Here is a 24,098-nt window from a genome sequence, read left to right on the forward strand (position 1 = left end):
GTCCCCCGCCGGCAAAATCGCCGAACAGGGGCGCGTCCAGTGCCGGTCGTGTCGCGATCAGGCTTGCGCGGCCAACACGCGTCGCTCCCATGGCGTGATCTCGTCGAAGAAATCGGTCAACTCCAAGGTCTTGGTAGCGACGTAGCCTTCGATGAACTCACTGCCGAACAGTTCCCGTGCCAGCGCGCTGCGCTTCAAACGTTCCAGTGCCGCATGCATGGTGCACGGCAGGCTCAGGTGTTCGGGCACCTCGAACTCACCCTGGATGGCCGCTGCTGGCTGCAGGCGCTGTTCGATGCCATGCAGGCCGGCGGCCAGGCTGGCGGCGATGGCCAGGTAGGGGTTCGCATCGGCCCCAGGCAGGCGGTTTTCGACGCGCCGCGCCACCGGGGCACTGGCCGGGATGCGCAGGCCTGCGGCGCGGTTGTCCTCGGACCAGCAGGCATTGTTCGGCGAGGCGTAGGGATGGCAAAGCCGCTGGTAGGAGTTGACGTTGGGCGCGAACAGGGCGGTAAAGTCAGCCATGCACGCTTGCAGGCCACCAATGAAGTGGTAGAAGACATCGGACGGCTGGCCCTGGGCATCGCTGAACACATTACGCCCGGTGGCGATCTCCACCAGGCTCTGGTGGATGTGCATCGAACTGCCCGGGGTATGCGCCAGTGGCTTGGCCATGCACACCACGCTCAGGCCGTGCTTGAGCGCCACTTCCTTGAGCAGGTGCTTGAACAGGAAGGTCTGGTCGGCCAGCTGCAGCGGGTCGCCGTGCAGCAGGTTGATCTCGAATTGGCTGACACCCATTTCGTGCATGAAGGTGTCGCGCGGCAGGCCCAAAGCAGCCATGCACTGGTAAACCTCCTGAAAGAACGGGCGCAGGCCGTTGTTGGAGCTGACGCTGAACGCGCAGTGGCCGAGTTCGCGGCGGCCATCCTTGCCCAACGGCGGCAGGAACGGCTGCTGCGGGTCGCTGTTGGGGGCGAAGACGAAGAACTCCAGTTCGGTCGCCACCACGGGTGCCAGGCCGAGGGCTGCGTAACGGGCGATCACCGCCTTCAACAGCCCGCGCGTGGACAAGCCCGAGGGGCGGCCATCGAGTTCGTTGGCATCGCAGATCGCCAGGGCCAGGCCTTCATCGCTCCAGGGCAGCCGATGGATCTGCGCCGGCTCGGCCACCAGCGCCAGGTCGCCATCGTCGCTGCCATAGAACCGCGCAGGCGGGTAGCCGCCCATGATGCATTGCAGCAGCACGCCGCGCGCCATCTGCAGGCGGCGGCCTTCGAGGAAGCCTTCGGCGGTCATCACCTTGCCGCGGGGTACACCATTGAGGTCGGGGGTGACGCATTCGATCTGGTCGATGCCCTGGAGGTGCTCGGCAAGTGAGCGCTGGGCTGCGGTGGTCATGACGCTTGTCCTTGTTGTTTTAGGCTGACCACAACATAGGCTGGGGGTGTTTAAAATATCAAGCACCCCGCGCTGGCAAATGCGCTACTCGCGCAAGGTCATGCCATTTGCAGGCAACGGCAGTGCCGTCTTGTAGCGCACCTGCTTCAAGGCAAAGCTCGAGCGAATGTTCGCCACCCCCGGCAAACGCGTCAGGTAATCGAGAAACCGCTCCAGCGCCTGGATGCTCGGCAACAGCACCCGCAAGAGGTAATCCGGGTCACCTGTCATCAGGTAGCACTCCATCACCTCCGGACGTTCCGCAATCTCTTCCTCGAAGCGGTGCAGCGCCGTTTCAACCTGCTTCTCCAGGCTGACGTGGATGAACACATTGACGTCCAGCCCCAGCACCTCTGGCGATAGCAGGGTCACCTGCTGGCGGATCACCCCCAGCTCTTCCATGGCCTTGACCCGGTTGAAACAGGGGGTCGGCGACAGGTTCACCGAACGCGCAAGCTCCGCGTTGGTGATGCGGGCGTTGTCCTGCAGGCTGTTGAGAATGCCGATGTCGGTACGATCGAGTTTGCGCATGAGACAAATTCACCGGTTTTTTGTGTTTATGCGGAATGTTTATCTGCGCCGTGCGCCAAAGGCAACAAACTTGAGAGAAAAATTCTCCCCAGCTGTCACTACTATGTAATTGACGCTGACCTGCCAGTCACAAGCCGGCAGTCAGCGGCGACCGCTTCAGAGCTCACAAAAACAACATCCGAGCGAGCGTAAAAAGCATGAACGAGTACGCCCCCCTGCGTTTGCATGTGCCCGAGCCTACCGGCCGGCCAGGCTGCCAGACCGATTTTTCCTACCTGCGCCTGAACGACGCGGGTCAAGTCCGTAAACCCCCCATCGATGTCGAAGCTGCCGACACCGCCGACCTGTCCAACAGCCTGATCCGCGTGCTCGACGCGCAGGGCGATGCGCTGGGCCCCTGGGCCGAAGACATCGACCCGCAGGTGTTGCGCCAAGGCATGCGCGCCATGCTCAAGACGCGCATATTCGACAGCCGCATGGTGGTCGCCCAGCGCCAGAAGAAGATGTCCTTCTACATGCAGAGCCTGGGCGAGGAAGCCATCGGCAGCGCCCAGGCGCTGGCCCTCAACCGCACCGACATGTGCTTCCCCACCTACCGCCAGCAGAGCATCCTGATGGCCCGCGACGTGTCGCTGGTGGAGATGATCTGCCAGTTGCTGTCGAACGAGCGCGACCCGCTCAAGGGCCGCCAGTTGCCCATCATGTATTCGGTGCGCGAGGCTGGCTTCTTCACCATCAGCGGCAACCTGGCGACCCAGTTCGTGCAGGCCGTCGGCTGGGCCATGGCCTCGGCGATCAAGGGCGATACCAAGATCGCCTCGGCCTGGATTGGCGACGGCGCTACTGCAGAATCCGACTTCCACACCGCGCTGACCTTCGCTCACGTGTACCGCGCCCCGGTGATCCTCAACGTGGTCAACAACCAGTGGGCGATCTCCACCTTCCAGGCCATCGCCGGCGGTGAATCGACCACCTTCGCCGGCCGTGGCGTAGGCTGCGGCATCGCCTCATTGCGCGTAGACGGCAACGACTTCGTCGCCGTGTACGCCGCCTCGCGCTGGGCCGCCGAGCGCGCCCGCCGTGGCCTTGGCCCGTGCCTGATCGAGTGGGTCACCTACCGCGCCGGCCCGCACTCCACCTCCGACGACCCGTCCAAATACCGCCCAGCCGACGACTGGAGCCACTTCCCGCTGGGCGACCCGATCGCCCGCCTGAAGCAGCACCTGATCAAGATCGGCCACTGGTCCGAGGACGAACACCAGGCGGTCACCGCCGAGTTCGAGGCCGCGGTCATCGCCGCGCAGAAGGAGGCCGAACAGTACGGCACCCTGGCCAACGGCCACATCCCGAGCGCCGCCTCGATGTTCGAGGACGTGTACAAGGAAATGCCCGACCACCTGCGCCGTCAGCGCCAGGAACTGGGGGTTTGAGATGAACGACCACAACAACTGCATCAACCCGGAAACCGCCATGGCCACCACCACCATGACCATGATCCAGGCCCTGCGCTCGGCCATGGACGTCATGCTAGAGCGCGACGACAACGTGGTGATCTACGGCCAGGACGTCGGTTACTTCGGCGGCGTGTTCCGCTGCACCGAAGGCCTGCAGAACAAGTACGGCAAGTCGCGGGTATTCGATGCGCCGATTTCCGAGAGCGGCATCGTCGGCACCGCCGTCGGCATGGGCGCCTATGGCCTGCGGCCGGTGGTGGAAATCCAGTTCGCCGACTACTTCTACCCAGCTTCCGACCAGATCGTCTCCGAGATGGCCCGCCTGCGCTATCGCTCGGCCGGCGAGTTCATCGCCCCGCTGACCCTGCGCATGCCCTGCGGTGGCGGTATCTACGGCGGCCAGACGCACAGCCAGAGCCCAGAAGCGATGTTCACCCAGGTGTGCGGCCTGCGCACGGTGATGCCGTCCAATCCGTACGACGCCAAAGGCCTGCTGATCGCCTCGATCGAGTCCGACGACCCGGTGATCTTCCTCGAACCCAAGCGTCTGTACAACGGCCCATTCGACGGCCACCACGACCGCCCGGTAACCCCGTGGTCGAAACACCCGCACAGCGCCGTACCGGACGGCTACTACACGGTACCGCTGGACAAGGCCGCCATCACCCGGCCAGGCAATGACGTCACCGTGCTGACCTACGGCACCACGGTGTATGTGGCCCAAGTGGCCGCCGAAGAGACGGGCGTCGACGCGGAAGTCATCGACCTGCGCAGCCTTTGGCCGCTGGACCTGGACACCATCGTCGCGTCGGTGAAGAAGACCGGCCGCTGCGTGGTCGTGCATGAAGCCACCCGCACCTGCGGCTTCGGTGCCGAACTGGTGTCTCTGGTGCAGGAGCATTGCTTCCATCACCTCGAAGCGCCGATCGAGCGCGTCACCGGTTGGGACACCCCCTACCCTCACGCACAGGAATGGGCGTACTTCCCAGGCCCTTCGCGGGTAGGCGCGGCATTGAAACGGGTCATGGAGGTCTGAATGGGCACGCACGTCATCAAGATGCCGGACATCGGCGAAGGCATCGCGCAGGTCGAGTTGGTCGAGTGGTTCGTCAAGGTCGGCGATGTGATCGCCGAAGATCAGGTGGTGGCCGATGTCATGACCGACAAGGCCACCGTGGAAATCCCTTCGCCGGTCAGCGGCAAGGTGCTGGCCCTGGGCGGCCAGCCAGGTGAAGTGATGGCGGTCGGCAGCGAGCTGATCCGCATCGAAGTGGAAGGCAGCGGCAACCATGTGGATGTGCCGCACGCCAAACCGGTGGAAGCGCCGGTCGCGGCCAGGCCTGCACCGCAAGCCGAAGCACAGCCAGCAGCGTACCAAGCGCCCGCAGGGCATGAGCCGGCGCCGATCGTACCGCGCCAGGCCGACGAAAAACCGCTGGCCTCCCCGGCCGTGCGCAAGCGCGCCCTGGATGCCGGTATCGAACTGCGTTACGTGCACGGCAGCGGGCCGGCCGGGCGCATCCTGCATGAAGACCTCGACGCCTTCATCAGCAAACCGCAGAGCGCTGCCGGCCAGGCGCCTGGCGGCTATGCCAAGCGCACCGACAGCGAGCAGGTGCAAGTGATCGGCCTGCGCCGCAAGATCGCCCAGCGCATGCAGGACGCCAAACGCCGCGTCGCGCATTTCAGCTACGTCGAGGAAATCGACGTGACGGCGCTGGAGGCCCTGCGCCAGCAACTCAACAGCAAGCACGGTGACAGCCGCGGCAAGCTGACCCTGCTGCCGTTCCTGGTCCGCGCCCTGGTCGTCGCCCTGCGCGACTTCCCACAGATCAACGCCACCTACGACGACGAAGCCCAGGTCATCACCCGCCACGGCGCGGTGCATGTGGGCATCGCCACGCAAGGCGACAATGGCCTGATGGTGCCGGTGCTGCGCCACGCCGAGGCCGGCAGCCTGTGGGGCAATGCCGGCGAGATTTCGCGCCTGGCGAACGCCGCCCGCAACAACAAGGCCAGCCGCGAGGAACTGTCCGGCTCGACCATCACCCTGACCAGCCTCGGCGCCCTGGGTGGCATCGTCAGCACACCGGTGGTCAACACCCCGGAAGTGGCGATCGTCGGCGTCAACCGCATGGTCGAGCGGCCAATGGTGATCGATGGCCAGATCGTGATCCGCAAGATGATGAACCTGTCCAGCTCGTTCGACCACCGGGTGGTCGATGGCATGGATGCTGCGCTGTTCATCCAGGCCGTGCGCGGCCTGCTTGAGCAACCCGCCTGCCTGTTCGTGGAGTGAGCATGAGCCAGACTATCGACACCACACTGCTGATCATCGGCGGCGGCCCCGGTGGCTACGTGGCCGCCATCCGTGCCGGGCAGCTGGGCATCCCCACCGTGCTGGTGGAGGGCCAGGCGCTGGGCGGTACCTGCCTGAACATCGGCTGCATTCCGTCCAAGGCACTGATCCATGTGGCCGAGCAGTTCCACCAGGCCTCCCGTTACACCGCCCCGTCCGAACTGGGCATCAGCGTTACCTCAGCGCAGCTGGACATTGGCCGCAGCGTGGCCTGGAAGGACGGCATCGTCGACCGGCTGACCACTGGCGTCGCCGCACTGCTGAAAAAGCACGGCGTCAAGGTGATCCACGGCTGGGCGAAAATCCTCGACGGCAAGCACGTCGACGTCGACGGCCAGCGCATCCAGTGCGAACACCTGCTGCTGGCCACCGGCTCGAACAGCGTCGAGCTGCCGATGCTGCCGCTCGGCGGGCCGGTCATCTCTTCGACCGAGGCCTTGGCCCCACAGGCGCTACCCAAACACCTGGTGGTGGTGGGTGGCGGCTACATTGGCCTGGAGCTGGGCATCGCCTACCGCAAACTGGGGGCGCAGGTCAGTGTGGTGGAAGCACGCGATCGCATCCTGCCGACTTACGACAGCGAGTTGACCGCGCCGGTGGCCGAGTCATTGAAGAGACTGGGCATTGTCCTGCACCTGGGGCACAGCGTCGAAGGCTATAGCGACGGGTGCCTGCTGGCCAGCGATGGCCAAGGTGGGCAATTGCGCCTGGAAGCCGACCGAGTGCTGGTGGCCGTGGGCCGTCGCCCGCGCACCCAGGGTTTCAACCTGGAAAGCCTGGAGCTGAAGATGAACGGTGCCGCAATCGCCATCGACGAACGCTGCCAGACCAGCATGCGCAATGTCTGGGCCATTGGCGATGTGGCCGGTGAACCGATGCTGGCGCACCGGGCCATGGCGCAAGGCGAGATGGTTGCCGAGATCATCGCCGGCAAGGCGCGACGCTTCGAGCCCAGCGCGATTGCGGCGGTGTGTTTCACCGACCCGGAAGTGTTGGTGGTTGGCAAGACACCGGACCAGGCCGACGAGCAAGGGCTGGACTGCATCGTCGCGCAGTTCCCGTTCGCGGCTAACGGCAGGGCCATGAGCCTGGAGTCGAAAAGCGGTTTCGTACGGGTGGTGGCGCGCCGTGACAATCACCTGATCGTGGGGTGGCAGGCGGTGGGCGTGGCGGTTTCGGAGCTGTCCACGGCCTTTGCCCAGTCGCTGGAGATGGGCGCTCGCCTGGAAGATATCGCCGGTACCATTCACGCTCACCCGACCCTGGGCGAGGCGGTGCAGGAAGCGGCCTTGCGCGCGCTGGGCCACGCTCTGCACATCTGACACTGAAGCGGCTTAGGCCGATTTGGCCCGTGGCGCCCACAAGGTGTCGCGGGTCTTTTTTTATTCAGTACCGGCCTCTTCGCGGGCAAGCCCGCTCCCACAGGTACACCACTGGTTTCAAAGTCAGTGGGATACCTGTGGGAGCGGGCTTGCCCGCGAAGAGGCCGATACAGGATCACTCGGAAATGGCGTTTTTCCCCAAACCCTTGGCCCGATACAAAGCCTTGTCAGCCCGCCCGAGCAGATCATCCTGATCCTCCCCTTCCTGCCACTGCACCACGCCATAACTCAAGGTCAGCCGGCACTCGCCAATCGGCTCGACCTGCACCATTGCTCGACGTAACTGCGCCGCCACCTCCAAAGCCTCGTCCAACGTGGTCTGCGGCAACACCATGACAAACTCGTCCCCGCCCCAACGCGCCAGCAGATCCTGGTCACGCAGGCAGGTCTGCAGGTTCTCGACGACCTGGACCAGAGCCGCATCACCCTGGGCATGGCCATACCTATCATTGATCGGCTTGAAGTCGTCCACGTCCATGGCAATCACCGCCAACGGCTCACGGAAGCGCTGGGCGCGCCTGCACTCCTGCTGCAGCGATTTTTCCAAGCGGTAACGATTGGCGATGCGGGTCAGCGCATCACGCTCGGCCAACTCGCGATTTTCGTCCAGCTGGCGCTGCAACTGCTGGTTGACCCAGGACAGCTCGCGGGTGCGCTCCGCCACTTGGGCCTCCAGCGACTGATTCTTCTGTTCGAGCTCGGCCACCAGGCGCTTACCGGCATCGATGTTGCGGTGTGCGCCGAGCATGCGCGCCACCGAGCCGTCTTGGTTGCGCGCGATGATGTGGCCACTGTCCTCGATCCACAGGTAGCTGCCATCCTGGCAGCGGCAGCGGTACTCGATGCGATAGCGCTCGTTGCGCTGATTGATGTATGCCTCGAAATGCGCCATCACCCGCGGGTAGTCCTCGGGGTGGATCACGCTCTCCCAGGTCAGTACGCTGTTGGCCATGGAATGGCTGGCGTATCCCAGCATGGCGTACCAGCCAGGGTTGCGATAGACGTAGCCGGTGTTGGCATTCCAGTCCCAGATGCCATCGCTGATCAATTCGAACAACATCTGCAGCTGCTGTTCACTGAAGCCGGCGGGCACCGGCCTGGATTCGTTACTCATGGACGCTCTCCCTGGTGTCCAGCAACTGCGCTCCCGGTCAAGGTGCTGCCGACGGTGCTCGTAGATTGCCGCTGGCGGCAATACCGTTCCTCTGCCGGCTGAGCATATGCCGAGCACAAGGCAAGCGAAATAGCCCAGGCGCCCTATTTTCACGCCAACTGCAAAAGGGCCTCTTCAACCGCCGCCACTCGTTGGTTGCCAGCCGCGCCGGGCAGCCGCCAAGCAGCAATGGTCAATTCCAGCGGCACCGGTCGATCAAGTGGCGCAACCAGTTCGCCGCTGTCGAGGTACGGCTGCACAGGCTTTTGCGGCCAATAAGCACACCAGCCCCAAGCAACGCTTGCTGCAAGGCAATCGAGTACAGGGAAAACCCTGGTCCACTGGCGACGAAGTGCTGTTCGGGCAGGACCGCCTTGGACCACACATCCCAATCCCGCCAGCCGACATCCTTGATGCATCGCGCGCTGGCCAGGTCCCGCGCGCCGCTGATCCGCCCGGCCAGCGCAGGGCTGCAGACCGGCAGCACCTGTTCCTCGGCGATCTTGCGCTGGCCGCGCTCGAGACGCTCGACATAGAACAGGCACAGGTCGAACGGGCTGCGCTTGAGGTTGGGCGGCTCGTCGACCGCAGTGACCGATATTTCGATAGGTGCGAGCATTTCAGTCAGACGCGGCAGCCGTGGCCCTATCCACAATTGCGCCAGGGCTGGCGATGTGACGATGTGCACCCGCTGCGGCGCCGCCAGCCGGCGCAGCGTGCGTGCAGCCGCTTCGACGGCATCGAATGCCTCGGTGAACTGGGCACTCACGCTTTCGCCCAGCGGGGTCAGCCGCACACCTTTCGCATGGCGCTCGAACAGGGCGGCCCCGTATTGGGTTTCCAGCGTCTTGACCAGCGCCGCAATTGCACCGGGGGTGACTTTCAATTCCTGGGCGGCACGGGAGAAACCGCCGAGCCGAGCGGATGCTTCGAAAGCCCGCAGGGCGTTGAGCTGCAAGATGTGCCGTGTGGGGGAGTCTAGAGACATGATCCGAGCCTGAGTTTTTCTAGGCCTAATATTTCAGAAATCTGCGTTGTTACCAAGTATGTAAGCGCTTTACCTTGAAGCGCTCATACAAAGGCTTTCGCAGCAATTCTCAAGGACTTCTCATGCATTATCGATGTGGGATGCACGCGTTCGTGGACGGTGCCCGCGGTGTTCTCCCATTGACCACCGGCGTGGTGCCATTCGGCCTGATCACCGGCGTGACCGCAGTCGGCATGGGCATGTCGCCGCTGGATACTCTGGGCATGACCTTGCTGTTCTACTCCGGCTCCGCGCAGATGGTCGTGCTCCAGCTGATGCAAAACGGCGCGCTGCCCATGACAATGGTGGTCACGGCCCTGGTGATCAACCTGCGCTTTCTGATGTACAGCGCTGCGCTTGCCCCTCACCTCAGCGCCCAGCCCCGGCGCCGTACGTGGCCATTGGCCTACCTGCTTTCAGATCAATCGTTCGCCCTGTGCAGCCTGAAGTTCGCAGCGGGTGGGTTAGGCCACTTCGCATTCCCCTACTACGTGGGCACCGCAGTACCGATGTGGCTTGGCTGGAACCTGGCGGTGCTGGCAGGCGTGTTTCTGGGCAGCGGGATACCTGAGTCATGGTCATTGGGCTTTGCCATTCCCTTGTCTTTTCTGGCGCTGCTCATCCCCGGCATCCGCAACCCGGCCACCCTCGGCGCCGCGATAGTCGGTGGGGCACTCGCGGTACTCGCACACGACCTGCCCTACAACCTGGGGTTGCTGGTCGCCTCCATCGGCGGCGTGGCGACCGGCCTGACCCTTGAACAGATACGTAAAAGCGCGCCTGTTACGCACAACGATGACGCCAAGGCGGAGGCACCATGAGCGAACTGGCACAATGGACCACTTTCTTGTTGATCGGCGCTGGCACCTTCGCCATCCGCTTGTCCTTCATCGAGTTCTACGGCGCCCTGCGCTTGCCGCCCCTGCTCAGACGCGCACTGGTGTACGTACCGGCCAGCGTGCTGGCCGCACTGGTAATGCCGGCGGTGGTGTTTCAGGATGCGCACAGCGGTTTCGCCTGGAGCAATCCGCAGATTCCTGCCGCGGTCGTCGCCGGTTTGGTGGCCTGGCGTACGCGCAGCACCCTGCTGACCCTGGGTGTTGGCATGGCGGCGCTATGGGGGCTAAAGCATCTTGGCCTGTAGGCCAGGTGCCATAATGTTAGGGCATTAATCGACGTGGGTAGGCCGTATAATCGCGGCCCCCTGTAATCCGATGATGCTTTCTCATGAAGAAACTGCTGTACGTCGTAACCCTCGCCCTCGCTGCCATTCCCAGTGCTTTCGCCAACCCTCCCGCGACCTTCACCGAAGCCAAGGTCATCGCCAAGCAGAAGATTTATCAGGACCAGGCCAACAGCTCGATGGGCGAGTTGTACTGTGGCTGCAAATGGACCTGGGTGGGCAAGTCCGGCGGCCGAGTCGACGCTGAGTCCTGCGGCTATGAGACCCGCAAACTGCAAACCCGGGCCGAGCGCACCGAGTGGGAACATATCGTGCCGGCCTGGACCTTTGGTCATCAGCGTCAGTGTTGGCAGAATGGCGGGCGCAAGCAGTGTGTCGATAAAGACCCTACCTTCCGCGCCATGGAGGCCGACCTGTTCAACCTTTACCCCTCCGTGGGTGAAGTGAACGGTGACCGCAGCAATTTCAACTACGGCATGGTTTCGGGCGTGGCCCCGCAGTATGGCCAGTGCACCACCAAAGTCGACTTCCAGCAGAAAATTGCCGAGCCACGGGATGAGGTGAAGGGCCTGGTTGCCCGTACGACCTTCTACATGTTCGATCGTTACCGGCTAAACATGTCGCGCCAGCAGCAGCAACTGCTCATGGCCTGGGACAGGCAGCATCCGGTATCGGCGTGGGAAAAACAGCGGGAACAGCGCATTGCCGCGGTCATGGGCCACTCCAACCCTTTCGTCACTGGCGAACGGACGTGGACACTGGGTTACAAGCCTAAGGGCGCTACCGACGTTACCGCATCGGTCGCCCCGAAGAGCGTGGAGAAAGAGGTGATTGTTCCGCCCCTGGTGAACCCGTCGATCGATGCTGCAATCTTGGGCAACCGCAACAGTCATGTCTATCACCTGGCGAGTGGTTGCCCAAGTTACAGCCAGATCTCGCAGAAAAATCAAGTGGAGTTTGGCACTGAGGCCGAAGCGCAGGCAGCCGGGTATCGTAAGGCGGCTAACTGCAAGTAGCAGAGGTATATGGCGTCCCAGGGCAGGTTCGAACTGCCAACCTTCCCCTTAGGAGGGGGATGCTCTATCCAATTGAGCTACTGAGACACAACGACCGGCAGCGAGCGCTGCACAGGTGGACGGCGAGCATGTTAACCAGCGGGCTGCCGTTTGTCATGCATCTATCGGGCTTTTTGCACGTAGGGGCTTTCCGACGCATTCAAACCGGCAGCCCCTCCTTGCGCAGCAGCTCGAGCAAGGCACTCACCGCCGTCGCCAGCGCTGCCGAGTTGTCCAGCCGATGCACTGCCGCGTCAGGCTCCGCCTGCAGCCTGGCGCTGCGCGCCAGGCGTTGGTCGACTTCTTGTGGTGTTTCACGCCCTCGAGCGAGCAGGCGTTCGCGCAATACCTCGGGCTTGACCTCCAGACACACGGCCAGAAGGTTCGGATAGCGCCGACGCGCCTCGGGCAGGTACGCCCTCGAACCATTCACAAGAACCGACCGCCCATGCCCAAGCCACTCATCCACTTGTGCGGGGATGCCGTACGCCAAGCCATTGGCTTGCCAACTCATGGCAAATTCCCCAGCCGCACGCATCGCCGCGAAGCGCTCCGGCGTGACACCCTGTGCCGCTTCCCCCTTGGCCTCGGCAGAGCGGGTAATCACCCTGCGGGCAATTTCCACTCCAGCGGCAGCCAGATCCGCTCGGGCAGCATCGATCAGTGAATCTTTTCCCGAACCAGACGGTCCCATCAGAAATATCAGGCGACCTGAGGCTTTGGTCTGGGCGCTTGCGTCATGTTGCATAGCCACTATGCTCTATGGAAGGAAACCCGCGCATTTTAGGGGTTTTCTGTGACCTTTGCTGCGTTTTACGGGTTTTTGACGGCAAAGGGCTGGCGGTACGGTGAACCTGAAAATGGAAAACTTTTCAAACCAGTACTCATTTCTGATAATTGGTACTGGCAAAAAGCCTTTATCGGGATCACTATTTGTCACAGAATTGACGCCAAGGAAACGGCGACCTTGAGGCAAGATGAGCACCAAATTTTCCAGTCGGTTGAACATTTTGTCGTCGCCACGGTCGTACCACCATCCCGTGCGGCCAATTTGAGAACCGCTTCCCCTGAACCAAAAACCGGTCAATTTATATGCGCCCAATGAAACAGGCTATCTATTCGAGCCGCACCGCTGACAAGTTCGTCGTCCGCCTGCCAGACGGAATGCGTGAGCGCATTGCCGAGGTATCGCGCAACCATCACCGCAGCATGAACTCCGAAATCATCGCACGCCTGGAACAGAGCCTTATCCAGGAAGGTGCGTTGGGTGACGAGCTGAGCATGCGCCTGGACAGCCCTGAACTGTCCTTGCATGAGCGCGAGCTGCTGCAACGCTTCCGCCAACTGTCCCATCGCCAGCAGAATGCGCTGGTCGCCCTCATCGCTCACGATGTGGAAATGGCCGCAGACGCTTCCTGAGGCGCGTAGCGAGCACAAAAAAGCCAGCGCAAGCTGGCTTTTTTCGTAATGTCGCACTGGCGTTGGATCAGAGCAGGAACAGCGTCGCCAGCCCCAGGAAGATAAAGAAACCACCACTGTCGGTCACCGCAGTGATCATCACACTGGACCCCATGGCCGGGTCGCGACCCAGGCGTGTCAGGGTCATCGGGATCAATACGCCCAAGAGTGCCGCCAGCAGCAAATTCAACGTCATGGCCGCAGTCATCACCAAGCCCAGGGACCAGCTGCCATACAACCAGAACGCCACCACCCCGATAACGCCACCCCAGATCAGACCATTGAGCAGCGACACCGCCAGCTCCTTGCGCATCAGACGGCTGGTGTTACCAGGCGACACCTGATCCAGCGCCATGGCGCGAACGATCATGGTAATGGTCTGATTACCTGAGTTACCGCCGATACCCGCCACTATCGGCATCAACGCAGCCAGGGCCACCAACTTCTCGATCGACCCCTCGAACAGGCCAATGACCCGAGAAGCGATAAATGCGGTTATCAGGTTAATTGCGAGCCACGCCCAGCGGTTGCGCAGCGAACGCCAGACTGAAGCGAAAATGTCTTCTTCTTCGCGCAGACCGGCCATGTTGAGGACTTCGCTTTCGCTCTCCTCACGAATCAGGTCGACCATTTCGTCAATAGTAAGACGACCAATCAGCCGGTCGCTCTTGTCTACCACCGGCGCCGAAACCAGGTCATAACGCTCGAAAGCCTGCGCAGCGGCATAGGCATCTTCCTCGGGGTGGAAGGACACCGGGTCGGTCGCCATGACCTCCGCCACCTTCTTGTCCGGGTCGTTGACCAGCAGGCGCTTGATCGGCAGCACACCCTTGAGAATGCCGTCGTAATCGACCACGAACAGCTTGTCGGTATGGTTCGGCAGCTCTTTGAGGCGACGCAAGTAGCGCAGGACCACTTCCAGGCTGATGTCCTCGCGGATGGTGACCATCTCGAAGTCCATCAGCGCACCGACCTGCTCTTCGTCGTAGCTCAGCGCTGAGCGCACACGTTCACGCTGCTGAGCATCGAGGGTTTCCATCAGCTCGTGAACGACGTCACGCGGCAGCTCTGGCGCCAGGTCGGCCAGTTCGTCGGCGTCCATCTCCTTGGCTGCGGCAAGCAGTTCGTGATCATCCATGTCGGCGATCAGCGACTGGCGAACCGAATCGGAAACTTCAAGGAGGATATCGCCGTCACGGTCCGAGCGTACCAGCTGCCAGACTGTCAGACGGTCGTCCAGGGGCAATGCTTCGAGGATGTAGGCGATGTCGGCGGGGTGCAGGTCGTCGAGCTTGCGCTGCAGCTCTACCAGGTTCTGACGGTGGACGAGGTTTTCCACCAGGTCGTTATGCTGACCTTCCTGACGATGGGTCAGGTCTTCCACTACGCGCTGGCGCTGCAAAAGGTCGACCACCTGGGCCAGGCGATCCTGCAGGCTCTCTTGCGCTTTTTTTACTTCTACTTCAGTCATAGGCGAACTCCACTCCCAGCAGCGGAGCACGCCGGGGGAATCAATCGGTCAGATCAAGCGGTATGAATCGTGTTAGGGAGTAACTACTGGGTAAGTCCATGGTGGTGTTCCACAAGCCCCGGCGGGGCTGACGGGCGCAATCATACACTGCCTAAGCTGTCAGATCGCTTAAATTTTTGGCCAGAACAATCGTTTGCGCGATAAAGCTAGGACAACGCTTGAAACCGTAGGTGCGATCATGCATGCCCCCAAGTCTCAATAATAGGCTAGGCACGTTGCAACTAATTGTAGGAGCGGATTTATCCGCGATGCGCTGCGCGGGCGGCGCTCGGTCTCGGAGGCGCAGAATGACTGGCGACGAATACAGCAGAAAACAAAAAGCCCGCTCAAATGAGCGGGCTTCTTGATATGTGGCGGACTCAGCAGGATTCGAACCTGCGACCGCTCGGTTCGTAGCCGAGTACTCTATCCAGCTGAGCTATGAGTCCGTGGTGGTAATTTTAGACCAGGTTACCACTGGTTTAGTGAAGCCGCCTTGCAAGCAGAGCCACTTCAAAAAGTGGCGGACTCAGCAGGATTCGAACCTGCGACCGCTCGGTTCGTAGCCGAGTACTCTATCCAGCTGAGCTATGAGTCCGCAATGGTAGTTTTAGACCAGGTTACCACTGGTTATTCGAAACAGCTTTGTAAGCAAAGCCACTTCAAAAGTGGCGGACTCAGGAGGATTCGAACCTCCGACCGCTCGGTTCGTAGCCGAGTACTCTATCCAGCTGAGCTATGAGTCCGTGTCTTGCCGCGCATTATAGGTCGCTGAAACATTTTTGCAAGAACTTTTTCGTTTAAAATCAACTACTTAGCGTTCTTACCGTTTACAGCGCCCTAAGCGAATAATGGCGGTGAAGGGGGGATTCGAACCCCCGATACCCTTATGAGGTATACTCCCTTAGCAGGGGAGCGCCTTCGGCCACTCGGCCACCTCACCGCAACACGAGGCGAATATTAAAGAACCTCTTTCACCTTTGCAACCCTTTTTTTGAAAAAAACTTCAAAAGAATTAAAGGCTTGGCTCTTCATCCTTCTCTTTCTTGATGCGCAGGTAGATTTCCTCGCGGTGAACGGCCACTTCTTTCGGAGCGCTGACGCCGATACGCACCTGGTTTCCTTTCACGCCAAGTACCGTCACGGTGATCTCGCCGTCTCCAATGATCAGGCTCTCGGCGCACCGACGAGTCAGAATCAACATAGCTTTCTCCTTACGCAAAACATTCTGGGATAACAGTCAGGGAACAATCGGCCCGGGTCGAGGACAGCGACGCAGGGCCTTGATGCTGGGCACGCTGGCAGGACAGGGCCTGCGCAACCCACAGAAACGCGAAGGGCGCGGCAAGCCGCGCCCCTCAAGGCAACGTCTTACTCACCCTGTCGGGCAGGAGCGTCAAGCTCGAACGCGGTGTGCAGTGCGCGTACGGCCAATTCCAGGTACTTCTCTTCGATCACCACCGAGACCTTGATCTCGGACGTCGAGATCATCTGGATGTTGATGCTCTCCTTGGCGAGGGCTTCGAACATGCGACTGGCCACACCGGCGTGGGAGCGCATGCCGACACCGACGATCGACACCTTGGCGATCTTGGTGTCGCCGATCACTTCGCGAGCACCGATTTCACGCGCAGTGTTTTCCAGCACGCTGTGGGCCTTCTCGTACTCGTTGCGGTGCACGGTGAAGGTGAAGTCGGTGGTGTTATCGTGCGAGACGTTCTGCACGATCATGTCCACTTCGATGTTCGAGGCGCTGATCGGGCCGAGGATCTTGAAGGCGACGCCAGGAGTGTCTGGCACGCCACGAATGGTCAGCTTGGCCTCATCACGGTTGAAGGCGATACCGGAAATGATCGGCTGTTCCATGGATTCCTCTTCATCAATGGTAATGAGGGTCCCTGGACCCTCCTTGAAGCTGTGCAGCACGCGCAGCGGAACGTTGTACTTGCCGGCGAACTCCACCGAACGGATCTGCAGCACCTTGGACCCGAGGCTGGCCATTTCCAGCATCTCTTCGAAGGTGATCTTCTCCAGGCGGCGGGCCTGCGGCACAACGCGCGGGTCGGTGGTGTAAACGCCATCGACGTCGGTGTAGATCTGGCATTCGTCAGCCTTCAGCGCAGCCGCCAGGGCCACGCCGGTGGTGTCGGAGCCACCACGGCCGAGGGTGGTGATGCTGCCGTGCTCGTCGACACCCTGGAAGCCTGCCACGACCACCACGCGCCCTTCCTTGAGGTCGGCGCGAATTTTCTGGTCGTCGATCTGCAGGATGCGCGCCTTGTTGTGCGAGCTGTCGGTGAGGATACGCACCTGGTTGCCGGTGTAGGACACCGCTGGCACGCCACGCTTGATCAAGGCCATGGTCAGCAGGGCAATGGTGACCTGCTCACCGGTAGACACGATCACATCCAGCTCACGCGGCACCGGCTGATCGGTGATCTGCTTGGCCAGGTCGATCAGGCGATTGGTTTCGCCGCTCATGGCCGACAGCACAACCACCAGGTCGTCGCCCGCTTCACGGTGTTTCTTGACCTTGTCGGCAACCTGCTCGATCCGCTCGATGGAACCGACAGAGGTACCGCCAAATTTCTGTACGATCAACGCCATTTCAATGGTGCCTCAGCCCATACAGGGCCCCAAAAAAACCATCCAACATGAAGGGGCAGGTGACTAGACCACCCGCCCCTTCATCTCAAAGTCCCTGCTCTGCGAATGGCACGGCCAGCGCCAGGGCCTGGTCCAGCGCAGCGACGTCGACGCCGCCACCTTGGGCCATGTCCGGACGGCCACCGCCCTTGCCACCGACTGCAGCAGCAGCTTGTTTCATCAGGTCACCAGCCTTGAGTTGGCTGGAGAGGTCCTTGGTCACGCCGGCCACCAGCACGACCTTGCCCTCATGCTCACTGCCCAGCAGGATCACTGCGTGGCCGAGCTTGTTCTTCAGCTGATCGACCAGGGCCAGCAATGCCTTGCCATCCTGCCCATCCAGGCGGGCAGCAAGGACCTTGGCGCCCTTGACCTCAACGGCCGCGTTGGAGAGATCATCCCCAGCGGCGCTGGCGGCCTTGGCCTGCAGCTGTTCCAGCTGCTTCTCCAGCTGACGGTTGCGCTCGAGCACAGCCGACAGCTTGTCGATCAGGTTGTCGCGGTTACCTTTCACCAGCTGCGCGGCTTCCTTGACCTGCTCTTCGGCAGCGTTCAGGTAGGCCAGCGCGGCAGCGCCGGTCACCGCTTCGATGCGGCGCACGCCAGAGGCGACGCCACCTTCGCTGATGATCTTGAACAGGCTGATATCGCCGGTGCGCTTGGCGTGGATACCGCCGCACAGCTCGACGGAGAAATCGCCGCCCATGCTCAGCACGCGCACGGTATCACCGTACTTCTCGCCGAACAGGGCCATGGCACCCTTGGCCTTGGCGGTTTCGATATCGGTCAATTCGGTTTCAACCGGGGTGTTCTTGCGCACTTCACGGTTGACGATGTCTTCCAGGGCCTTGATCTGCTCCGGTTTCACCGCTTCGAAGTGGCTGAAGTCGAAGCGCAGGCGCTGGCTGTCGACCAGCGAGCCCTTTTGCTGCACGTGCTCACCCAATACCTGGCGCAAGGCTTCGTGCAGCAGGTGGGTGGCCGAGTGGTTCAGCGAGGTGGCGTGCTGCACCTCGGCATCGACCTTGGCCTCGACCGGCGAGCCGATGACCAGCGCACCGCTGGCGACCACGCCGTGGTGCAGGAAAGCGCCGCCGGTCTTGGTGGTGTCGCGGACGTCGAAGCGTGCAGCGCCGGCCTGCAGGAAGCCACTGTCACCGACCTGGCCGCCGGATTCGGCGTAGAACGGCGTGCGATCAAGTACCACGACGCCCTGCTCGCCTTCACCCAGCTGGTCGACGGACTGGCCATCCTTGTACAGGGCGATGATCTTGCCCTGGCCTTCGGTGGCGTCATAACCAAGAAATTCGGTGGCAGTGTCGACCTTGACCAGGCTGTTGTAGTCCATGCCGAAGGCGCTGGCGGATCGCGCACGCTCACGCTGGGCGTCCATCTCGCGCTCGAAGCCGGCTTCGTCGATGGTCAGCTCGCGCTCACGGGCGATGTCGGCGGTCAGGTCCATCGGGAAGCCGTAGGTGTCGTACAGCTTGAACACCACGTCGCCCGGTACCACGTTGCTCTGCAGTTGGGCCAGGTCCTGTTCGAGGATGCGCAGGCCCTGCTCCAGGGTCTTGGCGAACTGTTCTTCTTCAGCCTTGAGCACGCGCTCGATGTGCGCCTGCTGGTTGCGCAGCTCAGGGAAGGCCTCACCCATTTCAGCGGCAAGGGCAGCGACGATCTGGTAGAAGAAGCTGCCCTTCGCGCCCAACTTGTTACCGTGGCGGCAAGCGCGACGAATGATGCGGCGCAGCACGTAGCCACGGCCTTCGTTGGACGGCAGCACGCCGTCGGCGATCAGGAAGCCGCAGGAACGGATATGGTCGGCCACTACTTTCAGCGAAGCCTGGGCGTCGTTGCTGCAACCGATGGCCTTGGCCGCGGCGCACAGCAGGTTCTGGAACAGGTCGATCTCATAGTTCGAGTGCACATGCTGCATCACCGCACTGATGCGCTCCAGGCCCATGCCGGTGTCCACCGACGGCGCTGGCAGCGGGTGCAGCACGCCGTCGGCGGTGCGGTTGAACTGCATGAAGACGTTGTTCCAGATCTCGATGTAGCGGTCGCCGTCTTCTTCCGGCGAGCCGGGTGGGCCACCCCAGATATCGGCGCCGTGGTCGTAGAAGATTTCGGTGCACGGGCCGCACGGCCCGGTGTCGCCCATGGTCCAGAAGTTGTCGGAGGCATATGGAGCGCCCTTGTTGTCACCGATGCGCACCATGCGCTCGGCCGGCACGCCAACTTCCTTGGTCCAGATGTCGTAGGCTTCGTCGTCGCTGGCGTAGACGGTGACCCAGAGCTTTTCCTTGGGCAGGTTCAGCCACTTGTCGGAGGTCAGGAAGGTCCAGGCGAAGGTGATCGCGTCGCGCTTGAAATAGTCACCGAAGCTGAAATTGCCCAGCATTTCGAAGAACGTATGGTGACGCGCGGTGTAGCCGACGTTTTCAAGGTCGTTGTGCTTGCCACCGGCACGCACGCACTTCTGGCTGCTGACCGCGCGCGTGTAGGCACGCTTCTCGGCACCGAGGAAGCAGTCCTTGAACTGGTTCATCCCAGCGTTGGTGAACAGCAGGGTCGGGTCGTTGTTCGGGATCAGCGAACTGGAGGCGACTCGGGTATGGCCCTGCTCTTCGAAGAAGCGAAGGAAGGCTTCACGGATTTCTGCGCTTTTCATAGGTTCTTCCACGGAAACGGCGGCCCTTTGGGGGCAAACACGTCGACGAAACGACGGCAAAGGGCCGCATTATATCGGTCCTGCAATCTCGGTGCAGTGTGTTTATGCGATAGAAAGCGTCGATCTGGCGGTTTTTCGAGCCTGAACAGATCAGAAGGCATATCCGTGATGCTAAAGGCAGCCTTTTGCAGCTGGCAAGCGAATTACCGCCCAACGTAGCGGAAAACGGAACAACCGGTTAATCAGCCTACGCGGGCATGCGTGTCAGCGTACCGGACCGGCCAGGTGCTACACCTGCACCGGCATGCCATGAGGCGCTCCTGCCAGTCTTGCGGCCCGTCACTGTCAGGAACCTTTCAACATGAACAACCGCACGCTCACGGTCTCCCACGGCCAGTCACCCGCCACCTCCAGCGCCCTGCCCTATACCGATCAACGGGTATCGATCAAGGATGCACCTTTCACTGTGATGATCGAAATAATGACCGAAGGTGCCAATCTACTCGTTCAAGCTTCGCCCCCAACGCTTGGCATTCAACTGGATGATGCGCATTACGACATCCTGTTCTCATCCAACGATATCGCGTACATCCGCACCGGCCACGGCAACGATGTGGTACAGGTAGACGCCGATGGCAGCACCCGGGTAGTTGTCGAAACCCGAGAGGGCAACGACCATGTAAAGGTCAACTGCACGCCTTCGATTGAAGATGACCTATGGACACGAGTGGTCGTGGACACGGGCCCGGGTGATGACCGCATCGAAGCCCATGGCATTCAGGAAGCGGAGCTCGACGGCGGGCCAGGCAACGACGAGATCAGCAGTTCTGCCGCCTATGGCATGCTTTACGCTGGGCCAGGCAAGGATAAGCTGACCGTCGAGGACGGGCGCGCCATCATCGAGGCGATGAGTGGGACCAATACGATTTACAACGGGCCACTGGACGACCGGATCTATGGCCATGCGCAAAGCATCGTCGCGGCGGGGGGAGATACGGCCCCACTGTTGCTGGAAGCCGGGAAGCAGACGCTTCCAGAACGCTACGCCGCGACGTTCGCCATTCACGGCGACGCGAATTACACCAACAAGATCCTCGTGCTGCTCAATATGCTCAAGAGCAGCCAGACCGCATCGGCATTGTTGGCCGACCTGGTCTCCAGGCATGCGAAGGTCACCATTCGCGATACGCCCGTCCTCTACAATGCCTATACCCGCAGCGATCGATCGCACGGCGACCCGCGCGTCCATGACGGACAGCGGGGGCACCCGGTCCTAGAGTGCGTGATCGAATTCAACCCGCTGATCAACGTCCGAAGGTCGCCCGCGGTGGTGGCCCTGTACCATGAACTCTGCCACGCGTGGAATCTGGCCACCGGCAGCATGCTGGGCAACAGAGAGCAGCAAGCCGTAGGGCTCGACAGCGGCGAAGCTTTCGATTTCGATGATGACCCCTCGACGCCACCGAGCAGCACCAACCCAGACCCCTTCAACGAGAATGCCCTACGCCGCGAACTTGGCTTGCCACTTCGCCTGAAGTACTGACCCGTCAGCCCAATCGGGCGCCGTTGTCAGGCACGATGAGGATGCCTGCCCGCAGGCCATTCTTGACCTTGGGGTTTGGGAAAATGATACGCGCGCCCTCCTCCTCGACCACCCAGCGCGTCTCAGCCAGGTCTTCGGCGAGCAGGTAACCCTTGCTCAATTCGGAGAAGTTCTCGATATCCGCCGGCAGGTGCAGGCGGAAACCCTCGCTGTGCTTGATGATCTCGCGGGATACGCTGAACAGTTTCAGACCATCCAGCGAGCTTTCGGTTTCCGGCTCGGTACCTTCGATGATCTGGATCAGACGCTCTTCGAGCTTGTCGAGGTTGACCTGCTCGTTTTGCCCGAACGGCCGCGCCTTGCCAAGCTCCAGGGTGAAGGCCTCTGCGTCCAGTTGTTCATAGGTGAAGGCGCTGAAAGTGATCGACGACTTGCTCTGCAGCAACACCGCCTCCATCCCGGCCGCCGCCAGCCGTGCCAGCTCACGCCGGGAATGCTGACGCCCCTCTTTATAGGGATACAAGGCGAACTGCTCGATCTTGGAACCACGAATGGCGGTATGCAGGTCGTAATGCAGACGGGTGCGCTCTGCTTTGCTGAAGAACACCCGGGCAAATTGTTCCAGCTCGGCGGCGCGCAACGCCTCGAAACCACTGGAGAGCTCGTGGCGGCCATTGAACAGGCGGTTGATGTCCTGCTCGATGAAGCGCTCGCCCTTGCGGATGGCCGCCGGGTTGCCGAACAGGAACAGCACCCGTGCACGCGGTTTGATCTTGCCGTTGGCGACGCCGTGCAGCAAACGCTCGAGCAACTCGATCGGTGCTGTTTCGTTGCCATGAATGCCCGCTGACAGCAGCAGGTCCAAACCGCAATCCTCGGCGTCCGGAGGACGAACTTCCAGTGCGCCGTCCCCCAGCCAGCGCAAACGCGCGCCCTTGGGTGTCACTTGGGTTTTCTCGGCCGGCTCGTGATCGGTCAGGGTCAGCTCAAGCAATTTGCCAAGGGCGAGCATAGGCGCTTCCTTAGTGGTGGTGGCCGCAGTCCGGGCCATGAACGTGATCGTCGTCTTCACCGACTTCTGCCGGTTCCATCTCCAGCTGCAGGCTGACCAGGTTGGTAGCCATGGGGCGCAGCAGCAGGTTGGCGTACTCGGTGTCGTTCTCGTCGACGTCGACACCGATCAGCAGCTGGCCACGGCCATCCTGCTGAATCCACACTTCCTTGCCTTGCCAGACCACGGCAAAACGGGTGCAGGAGGTCTCCAGCTGGGTGCCGTCTTCATCTTCAAGGATCAGGCGCAGGGCGTCGGTCATTACAAACTCTCTCTTCAAGGTTGGCGTTGGAACGGATAGACCGAACCCAACTTCAGGATCTGGGTCAACTCATCCAGTGCCGTACGGCATTCGACCAGCAACTGCGGGTCGGCAAGGTCCGCCTCGCCCAGGCGATCGCGGTAGTGCTTGTCGACCCACTGCAGCAGTGTGTCGTACAGCGGGGCGGTCATGATAACGCCTGGATTGACCGCTGCCAGTTCCGATTCCTGCAATGCCACACGCAAGCGCAGGCACGCCGGGCCGCCGCCGTTCTGCATGCTCTGCTTGAGGTCGAACACCTTGACCTCCTTGATTGCCCCGCCTTGGCTGGTCAACTGCTGCAAGTACGCCCAGACGCGTTCGTTGTTGCGGCACTCTTCCGGCACCACCAACAGCATCGAGCCATCGTCGCGGCTAAGCAGCTGGCTGTTGAACAGGTAGGAACGCACGGCATCCTCCACCGCCACCGCCGCCCGAGGCACGCGGATGGGCTGGAAGTTGCCGCCCTTGCTGGCCAGTTTAGCTTGCAGCTGGCCAAGCACCGCGTCGGTCTCGAGGAAGGCATCCTCGTGGTAGAACAGCACCTCGCCGTTGCCCACCGAAATCACATCGTTGTGGAACACGCCCTGGTCGATCACCGCAGGGTTCTGTTGAGCGTAGACCACTCCGTCATCACTCAGTCCATGCAGCCGCGCCACCGCCTGTGAAGCCTCCAGGGTTTGCCGCGCCGGGTATTTCTGCGGCGCCGGGTAGCGGCTGTCGAAGGCACTGCGGCCATAGACGAAGAACTCGACGCCAGCCTCGCCATAGCGACGGCAGAAGCGCGTGTGGTTGGCAGCGCCCTCATCGCCGAACTGTGCCACGGCAGGCAGCGCCGGGTGATGGGCAAAGTGTTTCTCGTTGTTGAACATGGCGGCCAGCACGCGGCTGGTGGTCGGATGCTCGATGCTGCGGTGGTACTTGCAGTTGAGGTTGGCGGCCGTGAAATGCACGCGGCCATCGGCGGTATCGGCACTGGGGCTGACAGTGGCGGCGTTGGCCACCCACATGCTCGACGCCGAGCAACTGGCGACCAGCAGCGGCATGGCCTCTTTGGCGGCACGCTGGATCACCTCGGCATCGCTGCCGCTGAAGCCCAGGCGACGCAGCGCGGCGACATCCGGGCGCTCCTGTGGTGCCAGCACGCCTTGCTTGAAGCCGAGATCGGCCAACGCTTTCATCTTCGCCAGGCCCTGACGCGCCGCTTCGCGCGGGTTGGACGCCTGCTGGCTGTTGCTCTGCGATGCCACGTTACCGTAGGACAGGCCGCCGTAGTTGTGGGTAGGCCCCACCAGGCCATCAAAATTCACTTCATAGGATTTCATCGGCTAGGC

Annotated in this window: 22 protein-coding genes and 5 tRNA genes; 10 read left to right on the forward strand and 17 right to left on the reverse strand. The window is 61.8% G+C overall.

Annotated features, from left to right (window positions below; genetic code table 11):
* Positions 1–57: 57 nt before the first annotated feature.
* Together ACIPZF_RS03295 and bkdR are read right to left on the reverse strand one after the other, a co-directional pair.
* Positions 58–1,299, reverse strand: coding sequence for a glutamine synthetase family protein (locus ACIPZF_RS03295; protein ID WP_400796080.1), 1,242 nt, complete (start codon positions 1,297–1,299; stop codon positions 58–60).
* A gap of 186 nt (positions 1,300–1,485) precedes the next feature.
* The gene (bkdR, locus tag ACIPZF_RS03300; RefSeq protein WP_400795195.1) at positions 1,486–1,971 is read right to left on the reverse strand and encodes a Bkd operon transcriptional regulator BkdR; all 486 of its coding nucleotides are present in this window, start codon (positions 1,969–1,971) and stop codon (positions 1,486–1,488) included.
* Between the two features lie 197 nt (positions 1,972–2,168).
* On the opposite strand from bkdR, the gene ACIPZF_RS03305 reads away from it, so the two are divergent.
* The 4 genes from ACIPZF_RS03305 to lpdA are packed head-to-tail and all read left to right on the forward strand — an operon-like array spanning position 2,169 to position 7,106.
* Positions 2,169–3,401, forward strand: a complete 1,233-nt coding sequence (locus tag ACIPZF_RS03305) for a 3-methyl-2-oxobutanoate dehydrogenase (2-methylpropanoyl-transferring) subunit alpha (protein ID WP_400795197.1) — start codon at positions 2,169–2,171, stop codon at positions 3,399–3,401.
* Position 3,402: 1 nt separating this feature from the next.
* Positions 3,403–4,461, forward strand: a complete 1,059-nt coding sequence (locus ACIPZF_RS03310) for an alpha-ketoacid dehydrogenase subunit beta (protein ID WP_400795199.1) — start codon at positions 3,403–3,405, stop codon at positions 4,459–4,461.
* On the forward strand, positions 4,462–5,724 hold the full coding sequence (locus ACIPZF_RS03315) for a dihydrolipoamide acetyltransferase family protein (RefSeq protein WP_400795200.1): 1,263 nt from the start codon (positions 4,462–4,464) through the stop codon (positions 5,722–5,724). It abuts the gene before it with no gap.
* 2 nt (positions 5,725–5,726) lie between these two features.
* Positions 5,727–7,106 (forward strand): dihydrolipoyl dehydrogenase, encoded by a 1,380-nt coding sequence (lpdA, locus tag ACIPZF_RS03320; protein ID WP_400795202.1) that lies wholly within the window; start codon positions 5,727–5,729, stop codon positions 7,104–7,106.
* 175 nt (positions 7,107–7,281) lie between these two features.
* Here the strand turns inward: lpdA and ACIPZF_RS03325 are convergent, their stop codons facing one another.
* Positions 7,282–8,280, reverse strand: coding sequence for a diguanylate cyclase domain-containing protein (locus ACIPZF_RS03325; RefSeq protein WP_400795204.1), 999 nt, complete (start codon positions 8,278–8,280; stop codon positions 7,282–7,284).
* Positions 8,281–8,512: 232 nt separating this feature from the next.
* The gene (locus ACIPZF_RS03330) at positions 8,513–9,307 is read right to left on the reverse strand and encodes a LysR family transcriptional regulator (protein ID WP_400795206.1); all 795 of its coding nucleotides are present in this window, start codon (positions 9,305–9,307) and stop codon (positions 8,513–8,515) included.
* A 122-nt stretch (positions 9,308–9,429) separates the two neighbouring features.
* Between ACIPZF_RS03330 and ACIPZF_RS03335 the strand changes: the two genes are divergently transcribed.
* The 3 genes from ACIPZF_RS03335 (at position 9,430) to ACIPZF_RS03345 (ending at position 11,545) form a co-directional block, all read left to right on the forward strand.
* Positions 9,430–10,167, forward strand: coding sequence for an AzlC family ABC transporter permease (locus ACIPZF_RS03335; RefSeq protein ID WP_400795208.1), 738 nt, complete (start codon positions 9,430–9,432; stop codon positions 10,165–10,167).
* Complete coding sequence (locus tag ACIPZF_RS03340; RefSeq protein WP_400795210.1) at positions 10,164–10,490, forward strand: AzlD domain-containing protein; 327 nt, start codon at positions 10,164–10,166, stop codon at positions 10,488–10,490. Before ACIPZF_RS03335 ends, ACIPZF_RS03340 begins: the two co-directional genes overlap by 4 nt.
* Positions 10,491–10,573: 83 nt before the next feature.
* A complete protein-coding gene (locus ACIPZF_RS03345) occupies positions 10,574–11,545 on the forward strand; it encodes an endonuclease (RefSeq protein ID WP_400795212.1) in 972 nt (323 codons plus the stop codon).
* Positions 11,546–11,555: 10 nt separating this feature from the next.
* On the opposite strand, the gene ACIPZF_RS03350 is transcribed toward ACIPZF_RS03345, so the two are convergent.
* Positions 11,556–11,632 (reverse strand) — tRNA-Arg (locus ACIPZF_RS03350).
* Positions 11,633–11,744: 112 nt separating this feature from the next.
* Entirely contained in the window at positions 11,745–12,332 is a 588-nt protein-coding gene (gene phnN / locus ACIPZF_RS03355) for a phosphonate metabolism protein/1,5-bisphosphokinase (PRPP-forming) PhnN (RefSeq protein WP_400795214.1), read from the reverse strand.
* A 48-nt stretch (positions 12,333–12,380) separates the two neighbouring features.
* Between phnN and ACIPZF_RS03360 the strand changes: the two genes are divergently transcribed.
* Entirely contained in the window at positions 12,381–12,689 is a 309-nt protein-coding gene (locus ACIPZF_RS03360; protein WP_400795216.1) for a hypothetical protein, read from the forward strand.
* A complete protein-coding gene (locus tag ACIPZF_RS03365; RefSeq protein WP_400795218.1) occupies positions 12,677–13,003 on the forward strand; it encodes an Arc family DNA-binding protein in 327 nt (108 codons plus the stop codon). The genes ACIPZF_RS03360 and ACIPZF_RS03365 overlap by 13 nt, the downstream gene beginning before the upstream one ends.
* Before the next feature lie 67 nt (positions 13,004–13,070).
* On the opposite strand, the gene mgtE is transcribed toward ACIPZF_RS03365, so the two are convergent.
* From mgtE to alaS, 8 genes are all read right to left on the reverse strand, one after another.
* Complete coding sequence (gene mgtE, locus ACIPZF_RS03370) at positions 13,071–14,513, reverse strand: magnesium transporter (protein WP_400795220.1); 1,443 nt, start codon at positions 14,511–14,513, stop codon at positions 13,071–13,073.
* A gap of 411 nt (positions 14,514–14,924) precedes the next feature.
* A tRNA-Arg gene (locus ACIPZF_RS03375) sits at positions 14,925–15,001 on the reverse strand.
* A 72-nt stretch (positions 15,002–15,073) separates the two neighbouring features.
* Positions 15,074–15,150 (reverse strand) — tRNA-Arg (locus ACIPZF_RS03380).
* 71 nt (positions 15,151–15,221) lie between these two features.
* Positions 15,222–15,298: transfer RNA gene (locus ACIPZF_RS03385), tRNA-Arg, on the reverse strand.
* 106 nt (positions 15,299–15,404) lie between these two features.
* Positions 15,405–15,495, reverse strand: a tRNA-Ser gene (locus ACIPZF_RS03390).
* A 72-nt stretch (positions 15,496–15,567) separates the two neighbouring features.
* Complete coding sequence (gene csrA, locus ACIPZF_RS03395) at positions 15,568–15,756, reverse strand: carbon storage regulator CsrA (protein ID WP_003254503.1); 189 nt, start codon at positions 15,754–15,756, stop codon at positions 15,568–15,570.
* 167 nt (positions 15,757–15,923) lie between these two features.
* Positions 15,924–17,159: an aspartate kinase gene (locus tag ACIPZF_RS03400; RefSeq protein ID WP_400795221.1), complete on the reverse strand. Its 1,236-nt coding sequence runs from the start codon at positions 17,157–17,159 to the stop codon at positions 15,924–15,926.
* A gap of 85 nt (positions 17,160–17,244) precedes the next feature.
* Positions 17,245–19,869, reverse strand: coding sequence for an alanine--tRNA ligase (gene alaS / locus ACIPZF_RS03405; RefSeq protein WP_400795223.1), 2,625 nt, complete (start codon positions 19,867–19,869; stop codon positions 17,245–17,247).
* Between the two features lie 361 nt (positions 19,870–20,230).
* Here alaS and ACIPZF_RS03410 point away from each other — a divergent pair, with 361 nt between their 5' ends.
* Positions 20,231–21,412 (forward strand): M91 family zinc metallopeptidase, encoded by a 1,182-nt coding sequence (locus tag ACIPZF_RS03410; protein ID WP_400795225.1) that lies wholly within the window; start codon positions 20,231–20,233, stop codon positions 21,410–21,412.
* 4 nt (positions 21,413–21,416) lie between these two features.
* Here ACIPZF_RS03410 and astE read toward each other — a convergent pair whose 3' ends face one another.
* Genes astE through astB form a run of 3 tightly spaced genes read right to left on the reverse strand, consistent with a single transcriptional unit; the run spans position 21,417 to position 24,089 of the window.
* A complete protein-coding gene (gene astE, locus ACIPZF_RS03415) occupies positions 21,417–22,424 on the reverse strand; it encodes a succinylglutamate desuccinylase (RefSeq protein ID WP_400795227.1) in 1,008 nt (335 codons plus the stop codon).
* Between the two features lie 10 nt (positions 22,425–22,434).
* Positions 22,435–22,725 (reverse strand): topoisomerase II, encoded by a 291-nt coding sequence (locus ACIPZF_RS03420; RefSeq protein ID WP_274909289.1) that lies wholly within the window; start codon positions 22,723–22,725, stop codon positions 22,435–22,437.
* A 14-nt stretch (positions 22,726–22,739) separates the two neighbouring features.
* A complete protein-coding gene (gene astB, locus ACIPZF_RS03425) occupies positions 22,740–24,089 on the reverse strand; it encodes an N-succinylarginine dihydrolase (RefSeq protein WP_400795229.1) in 1,350 nt (449 codons plus the stop codon).
* Positions 24,090–24,098: the final 9 nt, after the last annotated feature.

Origin of the sequence: Pseudomonas sp. NPDC089752 (assembly GCF_044748725.1) — a bacterium.
Lineage (GTDB): Bacteria > Pseudomonadota > Gammaproteobacteria > Pseudomonadales > Pseudomonadaceae > Aquipseudomonas.

Excerpts from the sequence above, each read along its gene's own strand:
- ACIPZF_RS03340 (WP_400795210.1), top strand. The coding sequence starts at position 10,164 with ATGAGCGAACTGGCACAATGGACCACTTTCTTGTTGATCGGCGCTGGC.
- ACIPZF_RS03325 (WP_400795204.1), bottom strand. The coding sequence starts at position 8,280 with ATGAGTAACGAATCCAGGCCGGTGCCCGCCGGCTTCAGTGAACAGCAG.
- ACIPZF_RS03400 (WP_400795221.1), bottom strand. The coding sequence starts at position 17,159 with ATGGCGTTGATCGTACAGAAATTTGGCGGTACCTCTGTCGGTTCCATC.
- phnN (WP_400795214.1), bottom strand. The coding sequence starts at position 12,332 with ATGCAACATGACGCAAGCGCCCAGACCAAAGCCTCAGGTCGCCTGATA.
- alaS (WP_400795223.1), bottom strand. The coding sequence starts at position 19,869 with ATGAAAAGCGCAGAAATCCGTGAAGCCTTCCTTCGCTTCTTCGAAGAG.
- lpdA (WP_400795202.1), top strand. The coding sequence starts at position 5,727 with ATGAGCCAGACTATCGACACCACACTGCTGATCATCGGCGGCGGCCCC.
- ACIPZF_RS03315 (WP_400795200.1), top strand. The coding sequence starts at position 4,462 with ATGGGCACGCACGTCATCAAGATGCCGGACATCGGCGAAGGCATCGCG.
- bkdR (WP_400795195.1), bottom strand. The coding sequence starts at position 1,971 with ATGCGCAAACTCGATCGTACCGACATCGGCATTCTCAACAGCCTGCAG.
- ACIPZF_RS03365 (WP_400795218.1), top strand. The coding sequence starts at position 12,677 with ATGCGCCCAATGAAACAGGCTATCTATTCGAGCCGCACCGCTGACAAG.
- csrA (WP_003254503.1), bottom strand. The coding sequence starts at position 15,756 with ATGTTGATTCTGACTCGTCGGTGCGCCGAGAGCCTGATCATTGGAGAC.
- astB (WP_400795229.1), bottom strand. The coding sequence starts at position 24,089 with ATGAAATCCTATGAAGTGAATTTTGATGGCCTGGTGGGGCCTACCCAC.
- ACIPZF_RS03410 (WP_400795225.1), top strand. The coding sequence starts at position 20,231 with ATGAACAACCGCACGCTCACGGTCTCCCACGGCCAGTCACCCGCCACC.
- ACIPZF_RS03335 (WP_400795208.1), top strand. The coding sequence starts at position 9,430 with ATGCATTATCGATGTGGGATGCACGCGTTCGTGGACGGTGCCCGCGGT.
- ACIPZF_RS03310 (WP_400795199.1), top strand. The coding sequence starts at position 3,403 with ATGAACGACCACAACAACTGCATCAACCCGGAAACCGCCATGGCCACC.
- ACIPZF_RS03305 (WP_400795197.1), top strand. The coding sequence starts at position 2,169 with ATGAACGAGTACGCCCCCCTGCGTTTGCATGTGCCCGAGCCTACCGGC.
- astE (WP_400795227.1), bottom strand. The coding sequence starts at position 22,424 with ATGCTCGCCCTTGGCAAATTGCTTGAGCTGACCCTGACCGATCACGAG.
- ACIPZF_RS03295 (WP_400796080.1), bottom strand. The coding sequence starts at position 1,299 with ATGACCGCCGAAGGCTTCCTCGAAGGCCGCCGCCTGCAGATGGCGCGC.
- ACIPZF_RS03345 (WP_400795212.1), top strand. The coding sequence starts at position 10,574 with ATGAAGAAACTGCTGTACGTCGTAACCCTCGCCCTCGCTGCCATTCCC.
- ACIPZF_RS03330 (WP_400795206.1), bottom strand. The coding sequence starts at position 9,307 with ATGTCTCTAGACTCCCCCACACGGCACATCTTGCAGCTCAACGCCCTG.
- mgtE (WP_400795220.1), bottom strand. The coding sequence starts at position 14,513 with ATGACTGAAGTAGAAGTAAAAAAAGCGCAAGAGAGCCTGCAGGATCGC.
- ACIPZF_RS03420 (WP_274909289.1), bottom strand. The coding sequence starts at position 22,725 with ATGACCGACGCCCTGCGCCTGATCCTTGAAGATGAAGACGGCACCCAG.